At 70.6% G+C, this 15,444-nt stretch carries 19 protein-coding genes; 15 read left to right on the plus strand and 4 right to left on the minus strand.

Going from position 1 to position 15,444, the window contains the following annotated elements; translation table 11 throughout:
- Nucleotides 1-154 precede the first annotated feature (154 nt).
- Nucleotides 155-1,807 carry a serine/threonine-protein kinase gene (locus FHU35_RS20210; RefSeq protein ID WP_145742067.1) on the plus strand — a complete coding sequence of 551 codons (1,653 nt, stop codon included), beginning with the start codon at nucleotides 155-157 and terminating at the stop codon, nucleotides 1,805-1,807.
- Between the two features lie 123 nt (nucleotides 1,808-1,930).
- Nucleotides 1,931-3,160, plus strand: coding sequence for an ornithine--oxo-acid transaminase (gene rocD, locus FHU35_RS20215; RefSeq protein WP_145742069.1), 1,230 nt, complete (start codon nucleotides 1,931-1,933; stop codon nucleotides 3,158-3,160).
- Between the two features lie 387 nt (nucleotides 3,161-3,547).
- Here the strand turns inward: rocD and zapE are convergent, their stop codons facing one another.
- Nucleotides 3,548-4,594: a cell division protein ZapE gene (gene zapE / locus FHU35_RS20220; RefSeq protein ID WP_145742071.1), complete on the minus strand. Its 1,047-nt coding sequence runs from the start codon at nucleotides 4,592-4,594 to the stop codon at nucleotides 3,548-3,550.
- Between the two features lie 119 nt (nucleotides 4,595-4,713).
- Between zapE and FHU35_RS20225 the strand changes: the two genes are divergently transcribed.
- The 10 genes from FHU35_RS20225 to FHU35_RS20270 all read left to right on the plus strand — a co-directional run bounded on the left by FHU35_RS20225 (nucleotide 4,714) and on the right by FHU35_RS20270 (nucleotide 9,967).
- Nucleotides 4,714-4,938, plus strand: coding sequence for a dihydrofolate reductase family protein (locus tag FHU35_RS20225; protein ID WP_145742073.1), 225 nt, complete (start codon nucleotides 4,714-4,716; stop codon nucleotides 4,936-4,938).
- A gap of 147 nt (nucleotides 4,939-5,085) precedes the next feature.
- Nucleotides 5,086-5,601, plus strand: coding sequence for an Asp23/Gls24 family envelope stress response protein (locus tag FHU35_RS20230; protein WP_145742075.1), 516 nt, complete (start codon nucleotides 5,086-5,088; stop codon nucleotides 5,599-5,601).
- Nucleotides 5,602-5,634: 33 nt separating this feature from the next.
- Nucleotides 5,635-5,940 carry a hypothetical protein gene (locus FHU35_RS20235; RefSeq protein ID WP_145742077.1) on the plus strand — a complete coding sequence of 102 codons (306 nt, stop codon included), beginning with the start codon at nucleotides 5,635-5,637 and terminating at the stop codon, nucleotides 5,938-5,940.
- Between the two features lie 27 nt (nucleotides 5,941-5,967).
- The gene (locus FHU35_RS20240) at nucleotides 5,968-6,216 is read left to right on the plus strand and encodes a hypothetical protein (protein WP_145742079.1); all 249 of its coding nucleotides are present in this window, start codon (nucleotides 5,968-5,970) and stop codon (nucleotides 6,214-6,216) included.
- A 43-nt stretch (nucleotides 6,217-6,259) separates the two neighbouring features.
- On the plus strand, nucleotides 6,260-6,442 hold the full coding sequence (locus FHU35_RS20245) for a hypothetical protein (RefSeq protein ID WP_145742081.1): 183 nt from the start codon (nucleotides 6,260-6,262) through the stop codon (nucleotides 6,440-6,442).
- On the plus strand, nucleotides 6,439-6,804 hold the full coding sequence (locus FHU35_RS20250; protein ID WP_145742083.1) for an Asp23/Gls24 family envelope stress response protein: 366 nt from the start codon (nucleotides 6,439-6,441) through the stop codon (nucleotides 6,802-6,804). The genes FHU35_RS20245 and FHU35_RS20250 overlap by 4 nt, the downstream gene beginning before the upstream one ends.
- Before the next feature lie 3 nt (nucleotides 6,805-6,807).
- A complete protein-coding gene (locus tag FHU35_RS20255; RefSeq protein ID WP_145742085.1) occupies nucleotides 6,808-7,344 on the plus strand; it encodes a DUF6286 domain-containing protein in 537 nt (178 codons plus the stop codon).
- Nucleotides 7,341-7,943 (plus strand): alkaline shock response membrane anchor protein AmaP, encoded by a 603-nt coding sequence (amaP, locus tag FHU35_RS20260; RefSeq protein ID WP_145742087.1) that lies wholly within the window; start codon nucleotides 7,341-7,343, stop codon nucleotides 7,941-7,943. Before FHU35_RS20255 ends, amaP begins: the two co-directional genes overlap by 4 nt.
- Nucleotides 7,944-7,952: 9 nt before the next feature.
- Nucleotides 7,953-9,056 (plus strand): ATP-dependent DNA ligase, encoded by a 1,104-nt coding sequence (locus FHU35_RS20265; protein WP_145742089.1) that lies wholly within the window; start codon nucleotides 7,953-7,955, stop codon nucleotides 9,054-9,056.
- Nucleotides 9,057-9,070: 14 nt separating this feature from the next.
- Nucleotides 9,071-9,967 carry a 2-dehydropantoate 2-reductase gene (locus FHU35_RS20270; protein ID WP_246110438.1) on the plus strand — a complete coding sequence of 299 codons (897 nt, stop codon included), beginning with the start codon at nucleotides 9,071-9,073 and terminating at the stop codon, nucleotides 9,965-9,967.
- 55 nt (nucleotides 9,968-10,022) lie between these two features.
- Here the strand turns inward: FHU35_RS20270 and FHU35_RS20275 are convergent, their stop codons facing one another.
- Nucleotides 10,023-10,961 (minus strand): EamA family transporter, encoded by a 939-nt coding sequence (locus FHU35_RS20275; protein WP_145742093.1) that lies wholly within the window; start codon nucleotides 10,959-10,961, stop codon nucleotides 10,023-10,025.
- 159 nt (nucleotides 10,962-11,120) lie between these two features.
- Here FHU35_RS20275 and FHU35_RS20280 point away from each other — a divergent pair, with 159 nt between their 5' ends.
- Nucleotides 11,121-12,680, plus strand: coding sequence for an alpha/beta hydrolase (locus FHU35_RS20280; protein ID WP_145742095.1), 1,560 nt, complete (start codon nucleotides 11,121-11,123; stop codon nucleotides 12,678-12,680).
- A 276-nt stretch (nucleotides 12,681-12,956) separates the two neighbouring features.
- On the opposite strand, the gene FHU35_RS20285 is transcribed toward FHU35_RS20280, so the two are convergent.
- Nucleotides 12,957-13,730: a DUF4389 domain-containing protein gene (locus FHU35_RS20285; RefSeq protein WP_246110440.1), complete on the minus strand. Its 774-nt coding sequence runs from the start codon at nucleotides 13,728-13,730 to the stop codon at nucleotides 12,957-12,959.
- Between the two features lie 145 nt (nucleotides 13,731-13,875).
- Here FHU35_RS20285 and FHU35_RS20290 point away from each other — a divergent pair, with 145 nt between their 5' ends.
- Nucleotides 13,876-14,169 carry a hypothetical protein gene (locus FHU35_RS20290; RefSeq protein ID WP_145742097.1) on the plus strand — a complete coding sequence of 98 codons (294 nt, stop codon included), beginning with the start codon at nucleotides 13,876-13,878 and terminating at the stop codon, nucleotides 14,167-14,169.
- A 68-nt stretch (nucleotides 14,170-14,237) separates the two neighbouring features.
- Nucleotides 14,238-14,654, plus strand: a complete 417-nt coding sequence (gene msrB / locus FHU35_RS20295) for a peptide-methionine (R)-S-oxide reductase MsrB (protein WP_145742100.1) — start codon at nucleotides 14,238-14,240, stop codon at nucleotides 14,652-14,654.
- 87 nt (nucleotides 14,655-14,741) lie between these two features.
- Here msrB and hemQ read toward each other — a convergent pair whose 3' ends face one another.
- Complete coding sequence (gene hemQ / locus FHU35_RS20300) at nucleotides 14,742-15,437, minus strand: hydrogen peroxide-dependent heme synthase (RefSeq protein WP_145742102.1); 696 nt, start codon at nucleotides 15,435-15,437, stop codon at nucleotides 14,742-14,744.
- Nucleotides 15,438-15,444: the final 7 nt, after the last annotated feature.

The following is a 15,444-nucleotide window of genomic DNA, read 5'->3' on the forward strand; positions in this document are numbered from 1 at the left end:
GAAAGGTCCGGAACGAAGCCAAGTAACCGATTACCGGAGCACCCCGCGGAAGGGGCTTCTCCGCATCCGCCGGACACGGATGCGGAGGGTACGTAAGCTCTCGGTCGGGACAGCGCACAAGCGACGTTTCGATGATCTAGGGGGCGAAGACGCCGTGCAGCCGTTGCTGGCCAGCGACCCGACCAGGGTGGGCGACTACCGGCTGCTCGCACGCCTGGGCCGCGGCGCGATGGGCGGGGTCTACCTCGGCCGCTCGCGCGGAGGCCGCGTGGTCGCCGTCAAGGTGATCCGAGCCGACCTCGCCGAGGACCCGGAGTTCCGCGAGCGGTTCCGCCGCGAAGCCGACGCCGCCCACGCGGTCGGCGGCTTCTGGACCGCCGCGGTCGTCAACGCCGACCCCGACGCCGAACAGCCGTGGCTGGCCACCGAGTACGTCCCCGGCCCGACACTGCACCAAGCCGTCGCCGACCACGGCGCGCTGCCGGAGGAAACCGTGCGCAGCCTGGGCGCGGGACTGGCCGAGGCGCTGGTGGCCATCCACAACGCCGGGCTGGTGCACCGCGACCTCAAACCGGCGAACGTCCTGCTCGGACCGGACGGCCCGCGCGTCATCGACTTCGGCATCTCCCGGGCGATGAGCGGCCACGCTCTCACCGCGACCGGCATCTTCCTGGGCACGCCCGGGTTCTTCTCCCCGGAGCAGACCCTGGGCACGGACGTCGGACCGCCCAGCGACGTGTTCTCGCTCGGCGCGGTGCTGGCGTTCGCCGCCACCGGGTGCGGCCCGTTCGGCGAGGAGAGCACGGCGTCGCTGCTGTACAAGGTCGCGCACGGCGAGCCCCACCTGGACGAGGCGCCGGAGGGACTGCGCCCGCTGCTGGCCGAGTGCCTGCAGAAGGACCCGGCAGCCCGCCCGACCCCGACGCAGATGCTCGACCGGATCGGCGAGACAAGCCCGCAGGGCAGCGGCTGGCTGCCGCCGACGATCACGGCGGTGATCGCCCAGCACGCGACGGAGCTGCAGCGCACCGCCCAGGTCTCCGACACTCCCCCGCCGCAACCCGTGGCCGCGCCCCCGCAGGCGCCGAAACCGGTCACCCAGACCTACACGCAGGCACCACCGGTCGCGGCCCCGGCCGGACCGCCTGCCCCGGCGCCCGCTCCGGCCGGGCCGATGCGGGACAAGATCGTTCCCTCACCAGCGCAGAAACGCCGGACGCAATCCCAGGAGCAGCGCCCGCCCCGCGTGCGCCGGGACGGGCCGGGGCCGGAGTTCCGCACGCGCGGACGCGTGGCCGCGGCGATGTGGGTCGCCACGTTCGCGTTGCTGCTGGTGGCGGCGACCTACGGCGCTCGCGAGATGGGCTTCTCGCTGTTCGGGAGAAACCCGTTGGATTCGCTGTCCGACCCCGATCCCGTGGCGGTCCTCCGGCTCGGAGCGTTCCTGCTGCTGTTCGGCGCCGTGTGGTCGTTCTGCCGGATGCTGGCGCCCAGCCTGCGCCTGAAGGTCAACGGCGACGGCGTCGTCGTCCACCGGTTCGGGCTCACCCGCGAGATCCCGTGGCACCAGGTCTCGCGCGTCGGCGTCGTGGGCAGGGGCAAGTCGACGTCGCTGGCGGTCTGGATGGCCGACGGCTCGGTCCCGCGCTCCACGCCGTGGCTCCGGGTGCGCCGCTACCACGGCGGAGCCCGCATCTACCCGGTCGGCGCGACCGGTGGCTGGATCTCGCGCCGCCAGGAATCGCGCCGCCTGCGCGGGGCGCTGGACCAGTACGCGCGCGGCCGCTACGACTCGCGGATGCTGTGACACCCGCACGCCGCCGTTCGCACAACGAAGCCCCGGATTCACCCGGATTAACGCAACGAAGCGACGCAACAAGCAAGGCTCGGCGACTGAAATCCACCGGACCGCCGACATAGCCTTGTGCTCATGGCTACCGTCCACCACCTCGACACCCAGTCCCGCGCCGCGGAGTTCCTGGCGCTCGACGAGCGCTACAGCGCGCACAACTACCACCCGCTCCCGGTCGTGATCGCCGAGGCCGACGGCGCCTGGATGACCGATGTGGACGGACGTCGTTACCTGGACTTCCTGGCCGGCTACTCGGCCCTGAACTTCGGCCACCGGCACCCCGACCTGATCTCCGCCGCGACCGAGCAGCTGGGCAAGCTGACGCTGACCAGCCGCGCGTTCCACCACGACCAGCTCGGGCCGTTCTGCCAGGAGCTGGCCGAGCTGACCGGCACCGACCGGGTGCTGCCGATGAACTCCGGCGCCGAAGCCGTGGAGTCGGCGATCAAGATCGCCCGCAAGTGGGCCTACCAGGTCAAGGGCGTCGCGGAGAACCAGGCCGAGATCATCGTGGCCGGCTCCAACTTCCACGGCCGCACCACCACCATCGTGTCCTTCTCCACCGACCCGGAGGCGCGCGCCGAGTTCGGCCCCTACACGCCCGGCTTCACCGTCACCGACTACGGCGACGCGGCCGCGGTCGAGGCCGCGATCAGCGAGCGGACCGCGGCGGTGCTCGTCGAGCCCATCCAGGGCGAGGCAGGCGTGGTCGTGCCGCCTGCCGACTACCTGCCCCGGCTGCGCAGGGCGTGCGACGAGCACGGCGCGCTGCTGATCGCCGACGAGATCCAGTCCGGTCTCGCGCGCACCGGCGAGCTGCTGGCCAGCGCTCACGACGGCGTCCGCGCCGACCTCTACACCCTGGGCAAGGCGCTGGGCGGCGGCATCCTGCCGGTCTCGGCGGTGGTGGGACGCGACGACGTCATCGGCGTCCTGCAGCCCGGCCAGCACGGCTCGACCTTCGGCGGCAACCCGCTCGCGGCCGCCGTGGGCCGTGCGGTGATCCGCCTGCTGCGCACCGGGGAGTTCCAGGAGCGCTCCCGCGACCTGGGCGCTCACCTGCACGAGCGGCTCGGTCAGCTGGTCGGCAACGGCGTGGCGCAGGTGCGCGGCCGCGGCCTGTGGGCGGGCGTGGAGATCGCCCCCGGCGGGCCGACGGGACGTCAGGTCAGCGAGGCGCTGATCGCGAAGGGCGTGCTGTGCAAGGAAACTCAGGACACGACGCTGCGCATCGCCCCTCCGCTCACGATCACCCGCGACGAGCTCGACACGGGCATCGACGCCATCGCCGAAGCCCTCGAGCAGTAACCCTCACCGCACCAGGTCCCAGTTTTAGGGGCATTGCAGTATCACCTTGCTTGGCGGTGCGGGTGGCGGAACCTCACACGCCGCCTGGACTCCGTGCGCCACTCCTGATGTATGCCAATGCACGGCGTCGCGGCGTACTCGCCAGACGACGTGTGAGAACCCGCGGCGGTGCGGGCTGAGTCCCACACCTGAAGACAACGACTACCGCCTCACCAGTTCCCAGTTTTAGTCCAAACTGAGCCGACATTTCGGACATGAACATGGCTCGGTTTGGACTAAAACTGCGCGATGCCAACGGCCGTTGTCACCGTGCGGCGCGAAGCCCGGGTGACGCGAGGCGGGGTGGCGCGAGCTCGAGGTGGTGCGGACGTACTGGGTGGTGTGGGTTCAGGACTTGGTGAGGTCGCGGGAGAGGGCTGTGAGGCGGCTGATCGCGCGGAGGTACTTCTTGCGGTACCCGCCTTGCAGCATCTCCTCGGTGAACAGCTCCGACAGCGCGCAACCGGACACGCGGACCGGGATGGCCCGGTCGTAGAGCCGGTCGGCCAGTGCCACCAGCCGCAGCGCCACGTCCTGGTCCGGAGCGGCGTGGACACCGGAGAGGTGCACGGCCGTGATGCCGTCGACGAGCCTGCCGTACTTCGAGGGGTGCAGACCGGCCAGGAAGCCGCAGAGCCCGTCGAAGTCGTCCAGCGTCGAACCGTCGGTCGCCTCGGCGAGCCGCGACAGCTCGTCATCGGCCATCGGCGGCGGCGCCTCGGGCAGCCCGCGGTGACGGTAGTCGGGCCCGTCGACCCGGACCACGCCGAACCGCGCGGACATCGCGTGGATCTCGCGCAAGAAGTCCACCGCCGCGAACCGGCCCTCGCCCAGCTTGTCCGGCAGCGTGTTGGACGTGGCCGCCACGTGCACACCGGCATCGGTGAGCTTCGCGATCAACTGGGTGACCAGCATCGTGTCGCCCGGGTCGTCCAGCTCGAACTCGTCGATGGCCAGCAGCCGGTGCTGCGAGAGCCGCTGCACGGTCTCGACGAAACCGAGCGCACCGACGAGGTTGGTGATCTCGACGAAGGTCCCGTAGGACTTGGTGCCCTCGGCGGCGTGCCACAGCGAGGCCAGCAGGTGGGTCTTGCCGACACCGAAGCCGCCGTCGAGGTACAGCCCCCGCTTCTCGCCCTCGGGCTTCTTCTCGCCCTCGGGCTTCTTCTTGCCGAGCATCGCCCGGAACCATCCCCCGCTGCTGCCCGCGCCGGCGTTGATCCGCTCGGCGAACGCCGAGCAGTCCCGCACGGCCTGAGCCTGGCTGGGCTCGTCCGGGTTCGGGATGTAGGTCTCGAAACGGGCCGCCTCGAAGCGCGGCGGCGGCGTCATCGCCTGGACCAGCTCGTCCGGGGTGATCTCTGGACGTCGGTCGACCAGACGGGCGGAATTCATGCGGCCGACTCTATAACCGGACACCGCCGGGCCAGGTCCTGGCACGACGTGCTCCTGCTCACCCGTGGCGGGAAGGCCACGGCGCCTTCCCAGAATCACCGCACCGACCGCGGGCGCGCGTGAACGTCGGATCCGGCCTCGACGCGCTGGAGGAGCGCTGCGAGGCCGGACCTCACCTGTTCGGTGGCCTCGTCGGCGTCGAACTGGTCGACGATCTCACCAGCGGAAACGCCGGACGGATCGCGAACGGCGCCGGAGCGGAGGCGTCCCGGCGCATGCGGCTGGAATCGGGGCTGCACGCGGATTCGCCGCTGCTCACGCGTTGCGGAAGAATGCGGGAGTGACAGGTGTGGCCGAAACCGGCGTCTCGTCCGCCGGAGTACCGAATGGTGCTTCGGTCGCACCTGGGACACCCTCGGACCAGGTGCGGGTAGAACTCGCGCCACACCACGCCGAAGTTCTTCGGCGCACCGGGAAGGAGCTGGATTTCCATGGCCCAGAACAGCGACGCGCCCACCGGCCAGACCACCCAGTCGGGTACTCAGAGCGGCGAGCGGCGCATCCCGGACACGCGCACCGGCGGTTCTCCCGCGCGCCACTCCGACGATGACTCGCAGGGGAAGACCACCATCGCCGCCTCGGTGGTGCAGAAGATCGGCGGCATGGCGGCCCGTGAGGTCTCCGGCGTCTACGCGATGGGCGGCGGCGTCTCGCGCGCTTTCGGCGCGTTGCGCGACCGGATTCCCGGCGGCAGCGGCACTTCCTCCACCGCGGGCGTTCAGGTCGAGGTCGGCGAGAAGCAGGCCGCGGTGGACCTGGACCTGGTGGTCGAGTACGGGGCGTCCATCGTGGAGCTCTCACGCGCCGTGCGGCGCAACGTGATCACCGCAGTGGAGCGGATGACGGGCCTCGACGTCATCGAGGTCAACATCGTCGTCAACGACATCCACCTCCCCAGCGACGACGAGGAGGAGACGCCTCAGCCCACGCAGTCGCGCGTGGAGTGACACCGCCCCTTCCACACGGCAGAGGAGACCGACTTGCCGGAGCAGCCATCCGCCAGTGAGCTCTCCGACCGGGTGCTGGCGCACCCGTCGGTGGTACGGCTGCACGGCGGCGCGTTCGGGGAGATCACCTCGCTCTTCCCCGGCTACAGGGTCGTCGGCGTGCGGTGGCCGGACGACGAGACCGTGGAGATCGGCGTGGTGCTGCGGCTCGACCAACCGGTCCGCACGACCGTCGCCGAACTGCGCGACGCGCTGACCGAGGAGCTGGTCGGCGACATCCGGGTCGACGTCCAGGTCTCCGACGTGGAAACCGCCGACGACTCGCCGGAATCGGCATGAACGGCGGTTCTTGCCGGGAGGCGCAGAATGATGGACGTGCAGCACGATCCGGCGAGGCGCGCCGAGATCCGCGCGTTCGTCCGGGCGCACCACCCGGACGTGGGCGGAGACCCGGAGACGTTCAAGGCCGGTCTCGCCCGGCTGCGCGGCCGACCCACCGGTCCCCGGTTCGACGCGCCGATCGTGGTCGAGGTCAGGCCTCGCGGTCTCCGCGGCCTGGTGCACCGCGTCCGATGCCGGTGGCGGCGCCGTCACGGTCCGCCACGCGTTCGATGACCTGTTCGTGCAACAGCCCGTTTCTTCACTGGAGGCATCGGAGATGAATGCGACGCAGACCGGACTGATCTCCGGACTGATCCTCGGAACCGCCGCAGCCGTCGGCGGTTTCATCGGGTTCTTGATCGCCCTGCTGATCGGTGTGGTCGGGCTGGTAGTCGGCCGGATCCTCGACGGCGAGCTCGACGTCAGCGACCTGATCGGCCGCGCCAAGGACCGCCAATGACGGCCACCGCGACCGAGCCGGCGGAGTCCGCGACCGGCGAGGACTCGGAGGAGCGCGGCACACTGCACGTCAACCGCACGGTGCTGCGCAAGATCGCCCAGCACGCCGCTGACGTCGATCCCGGCAGCGCGCGCAGCGGTCGCAAGCACGCGTCGGACGCCGAGGTCAGCGGCCCGGACGACGCCTTGCGGGTCCGGCTCAGCGTGGCGCTGAACTACCCGGCTCCGGTGCGCGACACCGTCGCCTCGGTGCGCGAGCGGGTCGGCGCGGAGCTGTCGCGCATCGCGGGATGCCAGGTCCGCAGCGTCGACGTGACCGTGTCCGCGCTGGTGCCCCCAGCTTCCGCACCGCGGGTGGAGTGAGCGATGCGCCTGTTCGTACGACTGATCACCGCCGTGGCCGGAATCCTCATCGCCGCTGTCGGTGCGCTGCTGGCGATCGAGTCCGCGTGGTCGCTGATCCGGCCGGATTCACGCGGTCTCATCCTCGGCCCGGCCACCGTTCGCGATGCGCTGGGCGGGTTCTCGTGGTCCGACCTGCCGGTGCTGATCGGCGCCTGCGCGCTGATCGTGCTCGGCCTGGTGCTTCTGATCGCCGCGATGAGCGCGGGGCACAAGCAGATCCGCCTGCACGATCCGGCCCCGGAGGTCACCGTCACCACCGACCGGCGTTCGCTCGCGCGGCTGGTGGGTCACCAGGTCCGCGATCAGGACGGCGTCGCAGGAGCGACCGTCACCGCGGGCGCCAAGCGGATCCGCGTCAAGGCCACCTCCCGCTTCCGGGACTCAGGTGGCCTCCGCGGAAAGCTGACGGAGACCGCCAAGCAGACCGTCGGAGAACTGCCGATGCCCCGCTCGCCGAAGGTGCAGGTGTCGGTGGCGCAGCCCAAGGAGCACCGATGAGCGACATCAAGCCGAGCAGCACCCCGATCGGTCGTGGCGCGGGATTCGAGCGCTCAGCGGTGACCCTGCTGGGCCTGCTGTCCCTGCTGGTCGGCCTCGCGGCGATCCTGGTCGGTTCCGGCGTGCTGGGAATGTTCCGCTCCCGGCGTCCGGTGGCCGATCCCCTGGTCGTGCAGTGGTTGCGGGACAACGCCCGGCTGGCCGCGGTGATCGGCCTCGTCGCCGGGCTCGTGCTGCTGGTGCTGGGCCTGTGGTGGCTGGTGCGCGCGATGCGGCCCGAAGGTCGACCGGACTTCCGCCTCGAGAAGTCCGATTCCGGTGACCTGGACGTGACCAGCGGAGCGCTGGCCAACGCCGTGCGCGCCGATGCCGAGCAGGTTCCGGGCGTCAAGCGCGCCCGAGTCCGAATGGCCGGCAGCGACCGGTCCCCCTCGCTGCGCCTGACGTTGTCGCTCCAGGAGGGCACCAACATCCGGCAGGTGTGGGAGGAGTTGGACGAGAAGGTCCTCACCCGCGCCCGGCAGTCGCTGGGCCGGGAAACGCTGCCCACGGCGATCCGCCTGCAGCTCGACCGAGCTCCCAAGCAACGCGTCCAGTAGGAGGCCGTCGTGCTGCCGCTGCGAGCTCCGGTGAAACCGATGCTGGCGAAGCCCGTCGACGGCGTCCCGCACCGCGGCGGCCTGCTGTTCGAGCCCAAGTGGGACGGCTTCCGGTGCCTGGCGTTCGTCGATCCCGGCGAGCCCGTGCTGCTGCAGTCGCGCACCGGTCGCGGGCTGGAGCGCTACTTCCCCGAGGTGCAGGCCACGCTCGCCCAGCAGCTGGAGCGGCCGGCGGTGCTGGACGGTGAGCTGGTCGTGATCCAGCGCGACGAGGACGGCGACCGGCTCGACTGGAACGAGCTCAGCGAACGCATCCACCCCGCCGCCAGCAGGGTCGCCACCCTCGCCGAGCGGACCCCCGCCACCTTCATCGCCTTCGACCTGCTGGCGCTGGACGACCGGGACCTCACCTCCTCGACTCAGTCCGAGCGCCGGGCGCTGCTGACCGAACTCGGACTGGACAGGCCCGGACTGCGCACGACGCCCGCCACCGAGGACCCGGAACTCGCCGAGGAATGGTTCCGGTTGTTCGAGGGCGCCGGGCTCGACGGCGTCATCGCCAAACCGCTCGACGGGCAGTACGTGCCGGGTAAGCGGACGATGTTCAAGATCAAGCACTCCCGCACGGTGGACTGCGTGGTCGCGGGGCTCCGCTGGCACGCCAACACCGAACCCGGCACAGCTGTCGGGTCGTTGCAGCTCGGTCTGCACGACGAGAACGGGGTGCTGCACCACGTCGGCGTCGTCGGCGCGTTCACCGCTGCGCGGCGGCGGGAGCTGGCCGACGAGCTCTCCGGGCTGATCACCGAGGGCGAGCACCCGTGGGTCGGCGAGAACGCGACGGGCAGGCGGTTGCCCGGATCGGTCAACCGCTGGAACAGCACCGAGCAGCCGTGGGTCCCGTTGCGACCGGAGCGGGTCGTGGAGGTCGCCTACGACCACACCGAGGGCGGGTACCCGTCCCGGTTCCGGCACACGACGCAGTTCGTGCGCTGGCGTCCCGATCGCGATCCGGGGTCCTGCGGCTACGCCCAGCTGGAGGAACCGATGCGCTACGACCTCGACTCGGTGCTGTTCGGCGCAGCGCACCGGACGGAACGTTCGAACGGGTAATCTCCGCTCCCGTGGTGACGAAGCGGATTGCGGTGATCGGTTCGGGTGCTATCGGCGGAGTGATCGCCGAGGCGGCGCACGCGGCCGGTCACGAGGTGACGATGTGCGTGCGCACCCCGTTCGAACGGCTGGTGCTGGACGCTCCCGGTGGAACCGCGGAGATCCCGGTGACGGTCACGACCGACCCCGGTGCCGTCGGCGAGTGCGACTGGGTCGTGCTGACCACCAAGGTCCACGACGTGTCGAGCGCCGCGCCCTGGCTGCACCGGCTCGACGACGGGCGCGCGGGGCTGGTGGTGGTGCAGAACGGTGTCGCGCACCGCGATTCGGTCGCCGGCCTGTGGTCGCGGGGACCGGTGCTGCCAGCGCTGATCTACGTCGGCGCGGAGCGCACCAGCCCGGGCCACGTGGTTCGGCGCTCGCCGACCACCATGCAGGTCGCCGCCGGTGACGCCGGGTCCCGCTTCGTGGCGCTGCTGGAAGGCTCGGGGGTCGATCTCCGCGAGACCGCGGACTTCCACACCTCGGCCTGGCGCAAGATGCTCACCAACGTGGCGCCGAACCCGATCACCGCGCTGACCCTGCGCCGCCTGGACGTGCTCGCCGAAGCCGACGTCCAGGAGCTCTGCGCGGGCGTCCTCGCCGAAGCCATCGCCGTGGCCCAGGCCGAGGGCGCCGAGCTGACCCAGCAGGACGCGGACAAGGTGCTGGGCGACTACACGTCCCGCTTCCCGGCGACCAACGGCACCTCGATGCTCTACGACCGGCTCGCCGGTCTTCCCCTGGAGCACGAGCACATCACCGGAACCCTGGTCCGCGCGGCCGACCGCCACGGCATCCCGGTCCCGCTGAACCGGACCCTGCTCACCCTCCTCCGGGCGATCGAGCCGAAACCCCTCCCGAACACCTGACCGCACCGCCGCATTCGAATTTCGCGCGAAGTTCGAAGGACGTCGCCGGGTCGGGTCAGTTCGCCGGGGGGTCGCCGGACTCCGGGGTCGTGCGGGTGGTGGCCACCGAGCCGACCGAGGCGATGACGACGCAGCAGATCGCGGCCCACTGCCAACCGGTCAGGAGTTCGCCGAGGACCACGAGCCCGGCGAGGGCGGCGACGGCGGGCTCGGTGCTCATCAGGATCCCGAACACGCGAGGCGGCATCCGGCGCAGCGCTTCGAGTTCGAGCGTGTAGGGCACCACCGACGACATCAGCGCGACGAGCAGCCCGATGACCAGCACCGTCGGGCTCAGCAGCGCGGGCCCGGAGTCGAACGCCCCGATCGGCAGCGCCACCAAGGCTCCGAAGGCCATCGCCAGCGCGAGACCGGAGGTCCCGGTCGTCCGGCTCCCGAGCTTGGCGCCGAGCAGGATGTACCCGGCCCAGCAGGCGCCCGCCGCCAGGGCGAACGCCACGCCCACCCAGTCGAGACCGCCCTCGACGCGGGACAGCAGGAACACCCCGGTTCCGGCCAGCATCGCCCACAGCACGTCGAGCTTGCGGCGCGACCCGAACAGCGCCACGGTCAGCGGCCCGAGGAACTCGATGGTCACCGCGGCGCCCAGCGGGATCCGCTCGAACGCCTGGTAGATGCACATGTTCATGCCCGCCAGCACCAGGCCGTACCCGGCGACGACGCGCAGCGTCGGCCAGTCCAGCCGCAAGGACGGCCGGAACACCGCGAGCAGGATCGCGGCCGCGAACACCAGCCGCAGCAGCACCACCCCGGAGGCTCCGGCGACGCTGAACAGCTGCTTGGCGAAGGCCGCTCCGACCTGCACGCTGATCACGCCGATCAGCACCATCATCGGCGGCGGGACGGCTCCCAGAGCAGCGGCCGACGCCCGGCTCGCGCTCCATCGACGTCCGTCTCCGGGCCCCCAGGCGACCTGCACAGCGCTCCTCACCATCCGCCGACCACGACCACCAGCACGCTAGCCGAGCGAACACGACCGGGAAAAACCGGTGAGCCCGCGCTCGGGCGAAACACGACCTCCCCTCACCGAGGTCACACGCCGATCATGGGATGCTGCACACTTACCGCCGGGCTTTGTCGACTAGGAGTTCCCGTGCCGCGCACCATCAACCGGGCCGGGGTCGCGCTGCTGCCGTTGCTGTTGCTGGTGGCCACCGGTTGTTCGGTCGGGCCGTCCCAGCGCCCCGCGGTCGCCTACCACGACAGCGAGCAGCAGGTGGCTCCCGCACCGCAGCCACCGAAGCCGCAGCCGGTGCCGCCGCTGGGCACCGCTCCGAACGACTCCTTGAACTGGCAGGACTGCACCGAGCAAACCCGCTCGGAAGTCGGTTCCCTGCCGCCCGGGATGACCTTCTCCTGCTCCCGCCTCCTGTCCACGCTCGACGCCCCGGAGGCCCCGGAACGGGGCACCGCCCGCAACTCGCTGATCCGCACCGGTTCGGGCCGGGTGCCGCTGGTCGTCGTGGGCGACGTCGACGGCGAGCCGGGCACCACCTTCGCCGCGCGGCTGGCCACCCAGTTGCCCCAGGAGGTCCGCAACACCTACGACATCATCGGGATGGACCGGCGCGGCACCGGCGAGTCGGAAGCGGCCAACTGCGTCCCGCAGCAGCAGCGCGAGCAGGTGCTGGGATTCGACCCGCGCGCGACCGAGCGAGCCGACCTGGACCGGCTGCTGGAGTCGGTCCTGGCGGCCAGCCAGGAGTGCCTGCTCAAGCTGGACGAGCGGCTGCAGGCCTACGACACCTGGCGCACCGCATCCGACCTCGAAGAACTCCGCCTCGAACTGGGCGTGCCCAAGCTGCACGCGATCGGCCGCGGCGAGGCCGGACGGCTGCTGACGACCTACGCCGAGCGCTATCCGGGCGGTGTGGGGCGGTTCGTCATCGACGGCGCTCCCGACCCGACCCGCGATTCGATGGGGCAGGCCGAGCACCAGGCGCAGACCGCCGAGCAGACCTTCGACGTCTTCGCCGCGGACTGCGTCAGCCGTCGCTGCCCCCTCGGTCCGAACCCCCGGCAGACCGTCAGCGACCTCGTCGAGCGCACCCGGCAGACCGCGCTGCCCGGCCCGGGTAGGCAGGTCCCGGCCGGCCTGGTGACGCGGGGGATCCTGCAGGGACTCGCCGACCGCAACAGCTGGCCGGCCCTCGCCGAAGCGCTGACGGCGGGCAACCGGGGCGACGGCACCGAGCTCGCCGAGTTCACCGCGCCGCTGGTCACGCCGCAGGGGGTCAACCCGCCGTGGTTCGACGGGGACCTGATCACCGGCTGCAACGACACGACGCTGCGCGTTCCGCCGCAGCGCAGCAGCGAGATCGCGCAGGACTGGACGAGTCGCTTCCCTCTGTTCGGCGGGATCGCCGCGCAACACGTGGTGTGGTGCGGTTCGTGGCCGGTCCCCCAGCAGCCGTTGCCCGCGCCTCGCCGCACGGACCTGCCGCCAATCCCGGTGATCACCACCGCGCACGATCCGAAGACGCTCGCGCTGGGCACCGATCACATGGCCGACGAGCTGCCGACCGGAGTGCTGATGCGCTGGCAAGGTGCTGGGCACGGAGCGATCACGCGCTCGACGTGCATCACCGATGCGGTCAGCCGATACCTGGTCCGAGGGGTCGTGCCCACCGAGGGCATGGCTTGCCCGGAGTGATCCCGCAACACCCCGGGCAAGCCACCGCCGCTTCAGCCGCAGCTGGAGCAGCAGCCACAGGAGGGACCGCTGCAACTACCGCAGCAGCTGCAACCGCCCTGGTGCGGTGCTTCGGTGCCGACCATCTCCGACCTCCGATCGGTGTTGGATACCAGCACCTGTCGATGTTCCTCGCAGCTCCGAGGACCGGCACACCGCTGCAAGAGCGAACCGACGTCGCCCAAGGAGCGGAACCCCGCGATTGCGATCAGTGACCGGGCGGCGTGGCCGGGTGGATCACCCGTGGAGGGCGTGCTGGTACTCGGGTGAGTAGGCAGGCTGCGTCGACGACACCACGCCGTTGCCGACCAGCGCGAGCGCTCCGAGCACGATGAACACGATCAGCATGACCCGCCCGCCCTGGGACATCACCAGCGGTCGCGTGCCGGAGGGCACCTTCGCCGCCTCGCCCTCTTCGCGGGCGTCCCCGAACAAGCCCTTCGGGTACGCGCCGGTGAGCAGGTAGAAGTAGGCGTTGACGCGCATGGTGTAGCGCAGCGAGGCCACCGACGCGTCGAACACCGGGCGCGGGTTGCGGCCCATGATCAGGATGGTCAGCCACAGGAAGAAGGAGAGGACGCCGAATCCGTAGGAGACAACCGCGGAGACGATCCCCGCCGGGATCACCAGGATCAGACGGAACAGCACCGCCCAGCGGTTGAGGGTGCCGGGCCGGAGTTCGATGTCCACCGGGAACTGCGGATCGCCCACGACGAACGGCGGATAGCGGTCGACGAGCAACCATGCCGAGGCGCCCACGCGCGTGTTGTAGGAGATGTAGAGGACGAGGAACCCGGAGATCCACTCGGGCAGCCGCCCCAGGACCAGCGCGGCGAACCACCCGATGATCACCACGACGGCGGCCGCGACGCCCAGCGCCCACAGCACGATGAAGTGCGGGATCAGCAGGAGCATCCGCAGCAGCACGGTCCAGCGGCGCTGCCGCTCGGGTGGAGTGATCTGCAGTTCCGGCAGGAACCGGCCCTGTTCGACTCCTGCTGACTCGCTCAACGCCGCCTCCCCGGACTTCCACAGTGGATTCTTCGCATTCTATTTGATCGAGCGCCTGCGACGAGGGACTTTCGCCTGTTCCGGCCCACCCCATGCGGTGAACGAGGCGATTCCGCTCCCCGTGCGCAGGCGTTACGGTAGGTCGATGCAGCGCCGCGAATCGGACGAGCCGACCCGCTTCGGCGACCTGGACGACCTCGACGAGAACGATCCCGAGGTTCGCGCGTTCGCCGAGCACCGCGCGCGGATGGACCGCCCGAACTCCGAGGCCACGGTCGAGGGGATGCTGCGCGGGGTGGACGAGTTCGCCCAGAGCGCCAACCGCACCGGAGGTCACCGCAGGCTGCTGGCGGTGGTGGTCGTCGTCCTGATCCTGTTCGGAGTGCTGTTCACGGTCTGGAACGCGGTGGCCTACATGCTCGGCACGTTCTTCGGCTGACCGTGGTCCAGGCCTCGATGCCGCGGGGGCTCTTAGCAATCGATCTTCGATCGCATTAGCGTGGAAGCATGGATCCGGTTGCAGGCACTCCCCAGGTCACCAAGAGCGAGCAGGAGTGGCGGGAGCAGCTCACCCCGAACGAGTTCGCCGTGCTGCGCCAGTCGGCCACGGAACCCGCGTGGGCCGGCGAGTACGTCGACACCAAGACCACCGGCGTCTACGAGTGCCGGGGGTGCGGTGCGGAGCTGTTCCGCAGCGAGACCAAGTTCGAGTCGCACTGCGGTTGGCCGTCGTTCTACGACCCGAGCGACACCGACGCGGTCATCCTCAGGAAGGACCGCAGCATGGGCATGGTCCGCACGGAGGTCCTCTGCGCCTCCTGCCACGGCCACCTCGGCCACGTCTTCGAGGGCGAGGGCTACGCGACGCCCACCGACCAGCGCTACTGCATCAACTCCATCGCAGTCCGCCTGATCGAGAGCTGACCCGACGGCCGGCAGCTCCCACCAGAACGACTGCGGCCCCACCTCGGCAGTGCCGGGGTGGGGCCGCAGTTCGGGTGATCGAGCGCTTCAGGGAAGGCGGACGACGAGGTCGCCGACGTCGACGCGGTGGCCCGTGTAGAACGGGACCTCCTCGCGGACGTGCAGGCGGGCCTCCGTGCCGCGCAGGTGGCGCATCAGGTCGACGATGCGGTGCAGCTCGTCGGCCTCGAAGGCGAGCATCCACTCGTAGTCGCCCAGCGCGAAGGACGCGACGGTGTTGGCGCGCACGTCCGGGTAGTCGCGGGCTTCCTTGCCGTGGTCGGCGAGCATCTTGCGTCGCTCGTCGTCGGGCAGCAGGTACCACTCGTAGGACCGCACGAAGGGGTACACGCAGATGTACTTCCTGGGGTCCTCACCGGCCATGAACGCCGGGATGTGGCTCTTGTTGAACTCCGCGGGGCGGTGCAACGCCACGTTGCTCCAGACCGGCTCGGAGGACTGCCCGAGCGGGGTCTCGCGGCGGAAACCGGTGTAGGCGGCCTGCACGGCCTCGATGTCCTGGGCGTGCCACCAGATCATGAAGTCCGCGTCGGCGCGCAGGCCGGACACGTCGTAGACACCGCGAACCACGACACCGGACTCCTCCAGCGACTCCAGGTACTCCTGGGTCGCCTGCGCGGCCTTGACCCGGTCCTCGGGCAGGGTTCCCTGCTCGATCCGGAAGACGGACCACATCGTGTAGCGGATGGTGTCGTTGAGTTCGTCGTAATTCAGCCGCGCCATGACTTCA

Origin of the sequence: Saccharopolyspora dendranthemae, from assembly GCF_007829955.1 — a bacterium.
GTDB lineage: Bacteria > Actinomycetota > Actinomycetes > Mycobacteriales > Pseudonocardiaceae > Saccharopolyspora > Saccharopolyspora dendranthemae.

Coding starts and splice junctions, on each gene's coding strand:
- rocD (WP_145742069.1), top strand. CDS start 1,931: ATGGCTACCGTCCACCACCTCGACACCCAGTCCCGCGCCGCGGAGTTC.
- zapE (WP_145742071.1), bottom strand. CDS start 4,594: ATGAATTCCGCCCGTCTGGTCGACCGACGTCCAGAGATCACCCCGGAC.
- FHU35_RS20230 (WP_145742075.1), top strand. CDS start 5,086: ATGGCCCAGAACAGCGACGCGCCCACCGGCCAGACCACCCAGTCGGGT.
- FHU35_RS20240 (WP_145742079.1), top strand. CDS start 5,968: ATGATGGACGTGCAGCACGATCCGGCGAGGCGCGCCGAGATCCGCGCG.
- FHU35_RS20245 (WP_145742081.1), top strand. CDS start 6,260: ATGAATGCGACGCAGACCGGACTGATCTCCGGACTGATCCTCGGAACC.
- FHU35_RS20250 (WP_145742083.1), top strand. CDS start 6,439: ATGACGGCCACCGCGACCGAGCCGGCGGAGTCCGCGACCGGCGAGGAC.
- FHU35_RS20255 (WP_145742085.1), top strand. CDS start 6,808: ATGCGCCTGTTCGTACGACTGATCACCGCCGTGGCCGGAATCCTCATC.
- amaP (WP_145742087.1), top strand. CDS start 7,341: ATGAGCGACATCAAGCCGAGCAGCACCCCGATCGGTCGTGGCGCGGGA.
- FHU35_RS20275 (WP_145742093.1), bottom strand. CDS start 10,961: ATGGTGAGGAGCGCTGTGCAGGTCGCCTGGGGGCCCGGAGACGGACGT.
- FHU35_RS20290 (WP_145742097.1), top strand. CDS start 13,876: ATGCAGCGCCGCGAATCGGACGAGCCGACCCGCTTCGGCGACCTGGAC.
- msrB (WP_145742100.1), top strand. CDS start 14,238: ATGGATCCGGTTGCAGGCACTCCCCAGGTCACCAAGAGCGAGCAGGAG.
- hemQ (WP_145742102.1), bottom strand. CDS start 15,437: ATGGCGCGGCTGAATTACGACGAACTCAACGACACCATCCGCTACACG.